11 protein-coding genes are annotated in these 11,771 nt (G+C 52.5%); 4 read left to right on the forward strand and 7 right to left on the reverse strand.

The genetic code is table 11. The features are described from left to right. Positions 1-423: 423 nt before the first annotated feature. The 3 genes from GEI7105_RS33810 to pilM are packed head-to-tail and all read right to left on the reverse strand — an operon-like array spanning position 424 to position 3,246. The gene (locus GEI7105_RS33810; RefSeq protein ID WP_017662527.1) at positions 424-1,332 is read right to left on the reverse strand and encodes a hypothetical protein; all 909 of its coding nucleotides are present in this window, start codon (positions 1,330-1,332) and stop codon (positions 424-426) included. Positions 1,333-1,334: 2 nt separating this feature from the next. Then, positions 1,335-2,135 carry a PilN domain-containing protein gene (locus tag GEI7105_RS0121770; protein ID WP_017662528.1) on the reverse strand — a complete coding sequence of 267 codons (801 nt, stop codon included), beginning with the start codon at positions 2,133-2,135 and terminating at the stop codon, positions 1,335-1,337. A gap of 4 nt (positions 2,136-2,139) precedes the next feature. Further along, the gene (gene pilM / locus GEI7105_RS0121775; protein WP_026097852.1) at positions 2,140-3,246 is read right to left on the reverse strand and encodes a type IV pilus assembly protein PilM; all 1,107 of its coding nucleotides are present in this window, start codon (positions 3,244-3,246) and stop codon (positions 2,140-2,142) included. A 220-nt stretch (positions 3,247-3,466) separates the two neighbouring features. On the opposite strand from pilM, the gene GEI7105_RS0121780 reads away from it, so the two are divergent. Then, positions 3,467-4,756, forward strand: coding sequence for an ABC transporter substrate-binding protein (locus GEI7105_RS0121780; protein WP_017662530.1), 1,290 nt, complete (start codon positions 3,467-3,469; stop codon positions 4,754-4,756). A gap of 181 nt (positions 4,757-4,937) precedes the next feature. Then, positions 4,938-5,390, forward strand: a complete 453-nt coding sequence (locus GEI7105_RS0121785) for a cupin domain-containing protein (RefSeq protein ID WP_223307563.1) — start codon at positions 4,938-4,940, stop codon at positions 5,388-5,390. On the opposite strand, the gene GEI7105_RS0121790 is transcribed toward GEI7105_RS0121785, so the two are convergent. Both GEI7105_RS0121790 and GEI7105_RS0121795 read right to left on the reverse strand, forming a co-directional pair. After that, positions 5,387-5,848, reverse strand: a complete 462-nt coding sequence (locus GEI7105_RS0121790) for an EVE domain-containing protein (protein WP_017662532.1) — start codon at positions 5,846-5,848, stop codon at positions 5,387-5,389. The genes GEI7105_RS0121785 and GEI7105_RS0121790 overlap by 4 nt on opposite strands. Beyond that, the gene (locus GEI7105_RS0121795) at positions 5,845-6,078 is read right to left on the reverse strand and encodes a DUF6737 family protein (RefSeq protein WP_017662533.1); all 234 of its coding nucleotides are present in this window, start codon (positions 6,076-6,078) and stop codon (positions 5,845-5,847) included. The genes GEI7105_RS0121790 and GEI7105_RS0121795 overlap by 4 nt, the downstream gene beginning before the upstream one ends. A gap of 301 nt (positions 6,079-6,379) precedes the next feature. Here GEI7105_RS0121795 and GEI7105_RS0121805 point away from each other — a divergent pair, with 301 nt between their 5' ends. Beyond that, on the forward strand, positions 6,380-6,823 hold the full coding sequence (locus GEI7105_RS0121805) for an Hsp20/alpha crystallin family protein (protein ID WP_017662535.1): 444 nt from the start codon (positions 6,380-6,382) through the stop codon (positions 6,821-6,823). A 207-nt stretch (positions 6,824-7,030) separates the two neighbouring features. Here GEI7105_RS0121805 and GEI7105_RS0121810 read toward each other — a convergent pair whose 3' ends face one another. Then, positions 7,031-7,804, reverse strand: a complete 774-nt coding sequence (locus GEI7105_RS0121810) for a DUF4058 family protein (RefSeq protein WP_026097853.1) — start codon at positions 7,802-7,804, stop codon at positions 7,031-7,033. 160 nt (positions 7,805-7,964) lie between these two features. Here GEI7105_RS0121810 and GEI7105_RS0121815 point away from each other — a divergent pair, with 160 nt between their 5' ends. Beyond that, positions 7,965-10,565: a TIGR03960 family B12-binding radical SAM protein gene (locus GEI7105_RS0121815; protein ID WP_017662537.1), complete on the forward strand. Its 2,601-nt coding sequence runs from the start codon at positions 7,965-7,967 to the stop codon at positions 10,563-10,565. 51 nt (positions 10,566-10,616) lie between these two features. On the opposite strand, the gene pyrF is transcribed toward GEI7105_RS0121815, so the two are convergent. Next, complete coding sequence (gene pyrF, locus GEI7105_RS0121820; RefSeq protein WP_017662538.1) at positions 10,617-11,333, reverse strand: orotidine-5'-phosphate decarboxylase; 717 nt, start codon at positions 11,331-11,333, stop codon at positions 10,617-10,619. Positions 11,334-11,771: the final 438 nt, after the last annotated feature.

The raw sequence follows: 11,771 nt of genomic DNA on the forward strand, positions 1-11,771 counted from the left end.
GCCTGTAGCTGATGACGCTCTTCTGCTGTCAGGCGCACAATGATTTTTTCTGCATGGGACTCCGGCTCGCTCCCTACAGATTACCTCAATACTCCCGTTAACCCTAATTCTTAGAGTTGACGCTGCACTAGGTTTCCTTAAAAATTCCTATGGAAAGGGATTGCTGACACTGAATCCGAACTGGAATCAGCCCAGACGATCGCGCGTCTGAATCGTATCTATCATAGTTTAAGCGCGATCGCCAAGACACCCGAGTTTAAATTTCGTTGCACCCGTCGACAATTCCCTGAATTCGAGATGCGATCGAGGGGCGATCGCTGCAACCTCTGCCCCCGTATGAAGTCACAGATCCGGCGATAAAGCCTGAGATCGTGGCGTTTTCGAGGTGCGATCGGCGGCGGGGCGATCGTCTCTGCCGATCTCTTATTGAGCGGCTTCTTCGCCTTCGGCTTCAGCTTCTTCTTGAGCTTGAAGGATTTGTTGCAACTCTTCTTGAGTCAGAGGAAGCAACGCCTGCAACGTAAAAGACGAATTAATTTTCGTTTCCGGCTGACATCCGCTCAAGATCCCGTTTCTGTCGAACAAAAACGTTTGGTCTTCAAGCTCGGCTTGAAAGTTTTTGACGACCAATAGGGGCTGAAGTTGCTCCATTTGCGTTAAAATCATGCGCGTTTGGTCGAAATTCCCCTGCATTTCGACTTCGTAGGTCTGACGTTTCACCTGGTTGTCCGCGCTGGCACCGAGAGACCCGTCTTGAACCAACTCGTAACCGTCTTCGGTAATTGCCGCCGCGTTGGTCTGACGGCTCGTTTCGGGAAACACCGGCTCGAAGCGAGTCAGTTTCGCCGTGGCAAAAAACCCGTCTACCTGTCGCTCGAGATCGGCATAATTTTCGATGACCGAGTTCGGACAGCCTTCAGCGACCAACTTCGCACGCACCTCTTCAGGACCGAGGTTCGCGTTACGCTGTCGAACCTGTTGGTTGAGATCGAACAGTAACGTATCGAGACTTTCGGGACTGGCGAACATCGACAGTACGTCCCGCTGAATTTCCTCAGCAGCATCTCGCTCGATCTGCGCGGCTTCGATTTGGGCGACAATATCCCCTTGAGCGCTCCGCTGAGCTTCTTTTTCGGCGATTTCCCGTCGCAAAGTCGTCCGTTGTTCCCACAGGGGTTTGACGAAATTCAGCGCGAGATACACCGACGCCCCCAACCCAGCGGCGGCAATGACTACGGCGAGAATTTGAGGCGACAGCGTAATTCCGAATAGGGCGACACCTTCGGCCGCTTCCTCTTCGCCTTCGCGAAAGTCTTCGTCTGGGTTGACCATCGTTAGATTACCCCTCTACTTTGCAGTTGCTGGATTCGGTTGACAAGTCCTAATGCACCCTTACGCTGCAATTCTTGCAAAATTTCCGTGGCCGGAACTTCGCGAATTTGCGTGACGACTTGAAATTCGACGATCTGCTCGAACTCTAGGCTTCCCGACGCGTCATCGTCGTAAGTTTGACTGCGGGCCGGATAGTCCGTCATTTCAGCAGAAACCAGTTGGGTGGCCGATCCTTTAAACAGGGACGATTCCTGTAACACCACGACGAAATCGTTGACGTCGCTAAAGGATTTGGCGATTCCCGTAATCGTGACCAGCGACGGCGGCCGTCCCGTCTCCGTCGGTTCGGGGGCGGGCAATCCCGACGGCGGACGGCCGGGATCGTATTCGATTTGTTCGATGCCGCTGATGCGAATGCCACTGGGTTGGCGATCGCGCAAATCCTGTAACAAGGCCGACCACGGCGTAATGTAGTTAAACACCCCAGCTAACGCCTGAGTTTGGTCTTTGATTTGCTGGGTTTCCTGTTGGATTTGCTTGTATTGCTGTTCTTTTTGGAGATAGCTGCTGAGTTCGGCGTCGAGATCGGCGATTTCGCCTTCTAGCCGTGGGATCTCAAACTGTTTCAGATAGACAAACGCTCCGCCGACGGCGCCGAGGAACGCCACGGCCACGAGACTCCCAGCGATCAGAACCGCTTTCCCCGGAACTTCGATCGACCGTCGCTCTCCCGTAGGGGCGATCGTTGACTCGGGGCGGTATTCTGGGCGATCGTTGAGAAAATTGATATCGATACTGTACACGGTATTAGACCTCTCGCAATCCTAAACCCAAGATGACGCCCAAACCGGCTCGTTGAACCACAGGAACTTCTTCTTCGTCCATTTCCAATCCTAGCGCAGCCACTGGGTCGATTTGGTTGGTGGGAATACTCAATCGCTGCATGAAGAATTCGTCGAGTTGTCCGATGGAACTTCCCGGCCCGACGAGGAACAACTGAGCGACTTCTAGCCCTTCACTTTGATTGAGATAGAAGTCGATCGAGCGGCGAATTTCGTCAGCCAGTTCTCCGAGAACTTTCATCATCGCTGTCGTTCCCGGATTGTTCCCCCCCATTGTACCCATAGTCATACTGTCGCCAGTGTTCACCGGCAGCGTCATACCTTGAAGCAGTTCGGTATTGCGCGAGGGGGGGAGGTTCATCGCCGCAGACAGGGCGCTTTGAATTTGAAAACTCCCGATACCAATGGTTCTCGAAAACTGGGGAACGCCATCGACGATGACGGAAATTTCGGTACTGTCGAACTCGATATCGGCTGTCACGGCAGCTTCGGAGGGCGTAAACTGTTGCAGTTGGTCGCGGATGCAGCGCAACACGGAAAAGCTGCTGACTTCGATCGCGTCCAAATCCAACCCCGCTTCTTGAAACACGCTAATGTAGCTGTCGGTGACTTCTTTTCGCGTGGCTACGAATAATAATTGATGTCGCGTTTCCCCTTCCTCGTCGACGAAAGACCGCAGCCGTTGAAAGTCTACGTCGGCCTCTTCGCGAGGGTAGGGTAAATACAGTCCCGCTTCTTGGTTGACGTACTCCCGCAGTTCGGTGTCGTCGAGACCGTCGGGAACCGGAATCAAGCGCACGATCGCTTCTCGACTCGGTACGGCTGTCGCGATGTGTTTGGCTTTGATTTTATGTTCCTCGATCGTACTTTCAAGGAGTTCGGACATCGTGGGCAAATCCAGAATCTGCCCTTCCTCCATAACGCCTTCGGGGACTTCCTCCGTGATGAAGTTGGCGATTTTGTAGCCCTGACCCTGTTTTTGCAGTTTGATCAGGTTGATGCGATCGGGACACAGTTCGATGCCGATCCCTTGTTTGGACTTCGAGAAAATATTTTTGATAAAGTTAACCACGCTGTCCTCCATCGCGAAGCGAGCGAACACACTTCCCGAAAGCCCGCGATCGATGCGCGTTTCGAGAGGTTGACCGGACTGCCGCCTCATCTCTACCACTGTTCTACTATGTGGCTCGAGTGCTTGACAAGCAACGGCGATCGCGCCTCAATGAGCGAAATATAACGAAATCACAACCGAGACGTGCCGATCGACCTGTCTCGGAACCGAACACACACCCATGCAGCACTCTATCGGAATTTCAGTCAAACAGTGGGGAATTCGCCTGGTTCTCGGCGGAGTCCTCGGCGGTCTCGTCAGTTGCGCGTCTGCCCCACCCCCTCAAGATGAGGGAACGGTGGAGTTTTGGACGATGCAACTGCAACCGCAGTTTACGGAGTACTTCAACGACCTCATCGCCGATTACGAAGCCCAACACCCCGACACTCAAATCGATTGGGTTGACGTTCCCTGGTCGGCCATGGAAGCGAAAATGCTGGCGTCGGTCTCGGCTAAAACCGCCCCCGATGTGGCTAATCTCAACCCCACGTTTTCGGCACTTCTCGCCGGTCGCAACGCTTGGCTGAACCTCGACGATCGCGTTCCCGACACGGTACGCCAACAGTACTTGGCCAATATCTGGGACGCCAGCCGCTTTGAGGGTCAGAGTTTCGGCATTCCCTGGTACATTACCACCCGCATCACCATCTACAATCGCCAACTCTTCGAGGCGGCCGGGATCGATCGCCCTCCCGCAACCTACACCGAATTAGCACAAATCGCAAAAAAAGTCAAGAGCGAAACAGGAAAATATGCCTTTTTCGTCACCGTGGTTCCCGACGATTCCGGGGAAGTTCTCGAATCTCTCGTGCAAATGGGCGTCCGATTGGTAGACGACTCGGGAAACGCGGCGTTTAACTCCCCCGAAGGCAAAGCGGCGTTTGAATATTGGGTGAATTTGTATCGAGAGGGACTGATTCCCCGAGACGTTCTCACCCAAGGCCACCAACGGGCGATCGAACTCTACCAAGCTGGAGAACTGGCCCTGTTGACCTCGGGACCTCAGTTTTTCCAAACCATCGCCAACAACGCCCCCGACATCGCCGCAGTCTCCGAAGCCGCCCCGCAAATTACCGGCGACACGGGGAAAATTGCCGTAGCGGTGATGAATTTGGTGATTCCTCGCGATACCGACAACCCAGAAGAGGCGATCGCCTTTGCCCTGTTTCTGACGGATCCCGACAACCAACTGGCTTTTTCCAAAGCTGCCAACACTCTGCCCTCGACGGTCGAAACCTTACAGGACGAGTATTTCAAAACCGCCAACGACGACACCACCCAAATCGACGACGCCCGCGTTATCAGTGCCGAACAACTTCAACGGGCAGAAGTTCTCGTTCCGCCGATGTCCGACGCCAACGAATTACAGCGAATTATTTACGACAACCTGCAAGCGGCGATGTTAGAAGAAAAAACGGTTGAAGAGGCACTTTCCGACGCCGAAACTGAATGGAACAGTTTGTCTCGTTAACGGACTGTTGACGGAGCGAATTAGGGGCGGACGTTATCCGACGTGTCGTAGGCTTGAGACCTTCGGACTTCATATTTTGTAAACGAAAACAGAGTTTGAAACCGCTAAAATCGAGCCAATCGACCCTCAAGACACCGTCTCGAATAGAGTTTTGACCCGTTCGCCCCATTCAGGAGAAATTATGAGCGATCGTTGCATGGTAGCCGTCGCCAAATCCGCCCGAGACTACCGCGTGTTTCGCATTAGTCCCCAGGACACCAACCGCATCGCCACCGTTTTCGACCCCAAAACGGCCGCCTCGTCCCTGGCCGTTTGCGTGGAAATCTTCGACGAAGCTGGAAAAACCCCTCTCCACTGCCACCATCGGGCAGTTGAAATGTTCTACATTCTCAAAGGGGAAGCCCTCGCCACCTGCGACGGTCGCGTATTGCGCTTAGAAACCGGAGATAGCGTCTTGGTTCCCCCCACCGGACTCCACGAACTCTGTAACGTCGGTTCGGGTCGGTTGTACGTGTTGTGCGTGATGGTTCCCAACGAGGATTTCGTCGAAGCCATCTACAATGGAACGCCAGCGGAATTAGATGAGGAAGACTTGCGGGTGCTGCGTCGGTCCGATTGTCTGGTTCCCTGTTAGGGTTGCTTCGCCATCTCCAAGATTTGCTGGGCGATGTTAGTGTTGACGGGCATGACAGACAGGCGATTTCCCCGTTTGACCACCTGCAAGTCTTCGGGGTTGAAGCGTTCTTTTAACTGGGTTAGGGAAATCGGCGTCTCGAACTTCTCCACAAAGGCAAAGTTGACGGTTTGCCAGCGAGGGTTATCCGGCGTCGCTTTTGGGTCGTAGTATTTGCTGTTCGGGTCGAATTGAGTCGGGTCGTTGACGTTACTTTCAAGCACTCTTGCTAATCCGACGATCGCAGGTGGTTTGACGTTGGAGTGGTAGAAAAAAGCCAAATCCGTCGGCTGCATCTGACGCAGGAAATTTCGCGCCTGGTAGTTGCGGACGCCGTCCCAAATTGCCGTTTCGTCTTGCTGCAAATCGTCGATGCTGTAGTCGGTCGGTTCGGATTTAATCAGCCAATAGTGCGTCACTTTTCAGGTTCCTCGATCGAACCGCCGTATTTTACGACGAGGCGGGGAAATAATAGCAAGAAATATCCCATCCACGCCAAAATCGGCACGGCGACGAGTCCCGTCAGCCAGAGTCGGTGAAAGAGAAGCCAACTTCCGGCAATTATCGCGATTCCGGTCAGTAGGATCGACCAAGGCTGACACCACCAGGGTTTGTATTTCCAAATATTGAAGTCGTTGGAGTCAGACATTGAATATTAATCTAGGTTTTTTGTCAAGTTTTTGTTAAAAATATTTATTATAGTTGTCGCGATCGCCCCTAGATTGTAACAGAATTGCAAACTTAATGGAACTGAGGCGATCGCTCGGTTCGGGAAACCCGACCATGCGATCGGTTTTGCGAACGGTTCCTCAAATTTTAGGGGTTCGTTCCTGTGTAGAAAACCCGAAAACTTAGATCGTGAAACCCTATTTGCGATCGCCTGTATTTTTTATACCATTAAAAGTGAAGAAACGAGCGAGCAAACCCAGCAGCAAGGAGGGTTATACGCTATGACACTGGTTCGTTGGAATCCCACTCGCGACATCGACAGCTTACATCGCGAAATGAACCGTTTGTTCGACGCTTTGAATCCGACGCGGTTCGCCTCAGAAATCGAACTCAATTTCGGTCCGCCTGCGGAACTTCATGAAACTGACGAGGCTGTGATTCTAAAACTGGAAGTTCCGGGTATGAATCCAGAGGATATCGATATTGACGTGACGCGAGATGCGGTTTCGATTCGCGGCGAACGCAAACAAGAATCGAAAACTGAAGAAAACGGTACGATCCGCAGTGAATTTCGTTACGGTCACTTCAGCCGCGTCATTTCGCTGCCGACTCATGTAGATAACGGCAAAGTCGAAGCGCAATATCGCGATGGTTTGTTGACGTTAACCTTGCCTAAAGTGGAAGAAGAAAAACACAAATCGGTTAAGGTGAAAGTCGAACGCTAATGTAGTGTTTTGACGGAAAAGTTGACTGAAGTTGTTGTAAGTTTATTTGCCCTCATCTTTAAGGTGGGGGCTTTTGCTCGAGGGAACGATTCACCACAGAGACACAGAGGACACAGAGAGGTTTAATTGAGAACGGATTTTATTGAGTCCAATTCTGCTTCTGATAGGGAACGATTCACCACAGAGACACAGAGGACACAGAGAGGTTTAATTGAGAACGGATTTTATTGAGTCGAATTCTGCTTCTGATAAAGTTGGAAATAGTTCGAGTTCGGTGTAGTTTAAGAAATACTCGTATCCGGCGCGATCGCACACTTGATGTAACAAACTTTGTAAGTCGATTTCCGGCTCTTTATCTTCCGGTCGTAGCGGAAGCGGAAAAACCGGGATGCGATCGCTCAATCCGAAAGCGTACAAGTCTGCCGTTGGGCGAGTTTTAGCGCGACTGACCAAAATGCGATAGGGGGTTGCGAACGAGCGTTCTAAAATCGGCATCGGTTCGCCACCTCGTAACAAATCGATTTCGATAAAATTCGTTTGACTGCCTAAAACTTTCTGGCGTTTTTGTAAGTATTTTTGTCGTCCTTCGCCCCGTTTGTTGGTTGGAGATAAGAGTTCGATCGCTGTCACGACTTCTTTTGTCACTGCATCTCGCACTTCCAAGTAACTTTCGCGAACTTCTTCTAATACCGGAAGCGTGACTCGATAGGGGCGATCGGTTGCCCTTTCCGCGATCGTAACGGATTCGTTAGATGGAGTTCTCGAATTTTGGGAGTCTGGAACCGCCGCCTCAGCTTCTCCAAAAAGCACCCAATCCAAATCCGAAATTTCGTAAATTCGCCTCTTGATATCGACGAAATATTTTGGAAGCAAGGGAGGAACGAGAGCATCGGCTAACGCCACAACTAAGCGATTGTGAAAATCAACCCAAAAATCGGGATGTTCGAGATAAGGATTCATCCCCGGAAACGGTGATGGCATCGTCGAACCTCCTTTTCGCAGTAGTTCTATCCTAGCAACGGCGATCCAACTCCCCCACGTAAATCAGTTATAGTAAAAAACCGGACGTTTATTTCAGATCTGTCGTAACAGACTCGATCGAGAGAGTCGATCGCGTGCAGACCACACAGGAGAAATTTTCATGGTAGCGGTTGCCGTAGATAAGCTACTAACCCCAGAAATCTCGCGCCCAGCCCGCTATTTAGGAAACGAACTCGGGGCGGTTCGCAAACCCTGGAACGATGCAGAGGTGCGTTGGGTGTTGACGTACCCGGAAGTGTACGAAGTCGGGGCGTCGAACCTCGGACATATCATCCTCTACAGCATTCTCAACGCCCAACCCCATCAACTGTGCGATCGCGCCTATCTCCCCGCCCCAGACTTGGCGAAAAAACTGCGGGACGAACAAATCCCCCTCTTCGCCGTCGAATCCCAGCGGGCGTTGACGGATTTCGACATTCTCGGCTTTAGCCTCAGCTACGAACTCGGGGCGACGAACATCCTCGAAATGCTCGATTTAGCTGGAATTCCCCTCACTTGGAAAGAACGGCGCGATCGCGGAATGGAAGACCCCCTCATTTTCGCCGGAGGACAAACCGCTACCTCCAACCCAGAACCCTACGCGGACTTTTTCGATTTCGTCGCCCTCGGAGACGGAGAAGAACTCCTTCCCGAAATCGGCTTCGTCATCGAAGAAGGAAAACGGGACGGACTCAGCCGCGAAGAATTACTGCTGGATTTAGCCCAAGTTCCCGGCGTCTACGTTCCCATGTTCTACGACATGGAAGAAGACGGTTCGGTGCGTCCCAACCGTCCCGACGTTCCCGAACGGATTTTACGCCGCGTAGCGACCCCGATTCCCGCCTATTCCATCGGTTTAGTCCCGTTGGTCGAAACCGTTCACGATCGCCTCACCGTAGAAATCCGTCGCGGCTGCACCCGAGGCTGTCGCTTCTGTCAACCGGGAATGCTAACTCGTCCCGCCCGAGATGTCGATCCCAACCAAGTGGTCGATACCATCGAAAAAGGAATGCGGGCGACGGGATACAACGAATTTTCTCTGCTGTCCTTAAGTTGTTCCGATTACCTGTCGCTTCCAGCGGTGGGAGTCGAAGTGAAAAACCGCCTGAAAAACGAAAATATCTCCCTATCCCTCCCCAGCCAACGGGTCGATCGCTTCGACGAAAATATCGCCAACATCATCGGCGGAACGCGCCAATCCGGTTTGACCTTCGCCCCAGAAGCCGGAACCCAGCGGTTGCGGGACATCATCAACAAAGGACTCACCAACGAAGAACTGTTGCGAGGTGTCAAAACCGCTTACGAACAGGGATGGGATAAAGTCAAACTGTACTTCATGATCGGGCTTCCCGGCGAAACCGACGCCGACGTGCTGGGAATTGCCGAAACCGTGCACTGGTTACAACAGGAATGTCGCGCCCAAGGTCGCAAACGCCTCAGCATCAACTTAACCATTTCTAACTTTACGCCCAAACCCCACACGCCCTTCCAGTGGCATTCCGTTTCCACAGCGGAATTTTTACGCAAACAGGATATGTTGCGCCAAGAATTCCGTCGGATGCGGGGCGTGAAAGCCAACTTTACGGACGTGCGAATTTCCGCGATGGAAGATTTCGTCGGACGGGGCGATCGCCGTTTGTCGTCCGTGGTGCGTCGCGCCTGGGAACTCGGGGCGGGGATGGATTCCTGGTGGGAAAGTCTCGATCGCGCCTTTCAAGCCTGGGAAAATGCGATCGACGAATCCGGGTTGACTTGGAAATATCGCCAAGTCGAAAACGGCGAATGGAACGTTTTCAAAAGCGATTCCGACACCGCCATCGAAGACCGAAACGCCTTCGACGCCCCGCTTCCCTGGGATTACCTCAACACCGGAATCGATAAAACCTGGCTCAAACAGGACTTACAACGAGCCTTAGAAGCCGCCACCGTTCCCGATTGCGCCTACGATGGCTGTTCCCACTGCGGCGTCTGCACCCCCGATTTCGGTCATAACATCGTCGTTCCACCGCCGCCGATTCCCGAATTTGAAGGACATTTCAAACCCAACTCACAGCGAGTACAGCGGATGCGCGTGTGGATGGGAAAACTGGGGTCGATGGCACTCATCGGACATTTAGACTTTGCCAAACTGCTCGATCGCGCCGCACGACGGGCTGCTTTACCCATGTCCTTTACCGGGGGCTACCATCCCATGCCCCGCATTTCCCCCGCCAACGCCTTACAGTTAGGGGCAACCAGCAGCGGCGAAATCGTCGAATTCGACCTCACTGAAGACATGGACGCGGCGGACTTCCAAACCCGACTGTCCGAACAGTTATCCAACGAGATCCCCATCTACCGCGTCGAAGTCGTTCCCACCGACGGAAAGGCCGCCACGCGAGTCCTCGATCGCGCCGAATATTTCCTGAGCGTTCGTTGTCGCGAGGGCTGCGGCGATTGGTATCGCTGGGTCAAAGAAATCCTCGATCGCACTGAAATCTGGAGCGAACACACTACCAAATCCGGCAAAATCAAGAAGATCGACCTTCGCGAACGGCTGTTCGAGTTAGACATCATCGAACTTCGCAGTTCCGAGGAAGCCGTGGTGCGCGTCGTCGGAAGCTGTCGCAACGACGGTACTCTCCTGCGTCCGAGTCAAGTCGTCGAACTCCTCGAACGAGTTTCCGGCGTCGAACTCCAGCTCGATCGCGTCCATCGCCAACAGTTGATTTTACGGTGTTGACGCGGTGATATCACCAGATTTTCCGGCCGCGTCGCAGGTTACATCTGGCGGTTAAACCACTAATTCCTCGCAAATCCTCGCAAACGCTCCCGAGGGATCGTCCGAAGCGGTAATCGGACGACCGATAACCAAATAGTCCGCCCCAGCAGAAACGGCATCTTTCGGCGTCGTGACTCGTTGTTGGTCTCCCGTCGCCGCCCAAGTCGGACGAACCCCAGGACAAACTAAAAGAAACCCCGTTCCACAAACCCGTCGTAACGGTTCGACTTCGCGAGGGGAACATACTGCCCCCGAAATTCCCGATTCCTTGGCTAACATTGCCATGTTGAGGGTGTATTCGGGAAGTTCGACGGGGACTTTTAAATCGAAAGCCAAATCTCGAGAGTTCAAACTCGTTAAAAGCGTAATTGCTAGAGTTTTTGGCGGTTCGACGTTCGCCGCTTTCGCCCCTTCCAAAACGGCTTCACTGGCGGCTTGTAATGCCTGACGCCCCGCCGTAGCGTGTAGTGTCAGTAAATCGACACCGTAACGAGCGGCCGACCGACAAGCCCCCGCCATCGTGTTGGGAATGTCGTGAAATTTTAAGTCGAGAAAAATTCGTTTGTTTCGGTCTTTGAGATGTTGCAAAATTTTGGGGCCGACGCTGACGAACAGTTCCAGTCCGACTTTCCAAAAGGTGACTTCGGGAAGGCGATCGAGTGTGGCGAGGGCGCTGGCTTCATCGGGTACGTCGAGAGGAACGATAATTCGGTTGTTTGGAGATTCCATGCGGGGCGATTCGTAAGCGATCGCTTCAGACTATACCGTAGATTGGGGTTCGGGAGAAATTTGAGAACAGAGTTTTCACCACAGAGACACAGAGGACACGGAGAGGTTTTAACGGGTTTCCCAAAACTCTGGGTTTGACTCGGTTGAAAACAGATCCCCTCGCCGCTCGTTCGAGGGGGGAAGTTTTTCTCTCGCGAACGTCTCGAATTAGAGAGATTGTCGTCGCGTCTCTCGATAAATTCAATCCTTCGATGTCGTTCCAAAATTCGGATTTAAAATGGTCTCGCAGCGGCGCGATCGCCGTCTTGACTTTTTTCTCGATTTAGGAGATACTGAAAATAGAGTTTATAAGGGTTCGTTCGGCTATATTATTGATTTTTTATTCAATATTTGTAATTTCAAAAAAGCAGACCTTTCGTTTCAGATGCTATCCCCTTA

It is taken from the genome of Baaleninema simplex PCC 7105, assembly GCF_000332355.1.
Taxonomy (GTDB): Bacteria; Cyanobacteriota; Cyanobacteriia; order Cyanobacteriales; family Geitlerinemataceae; genus Baaleninema; species Baaleninema simplex.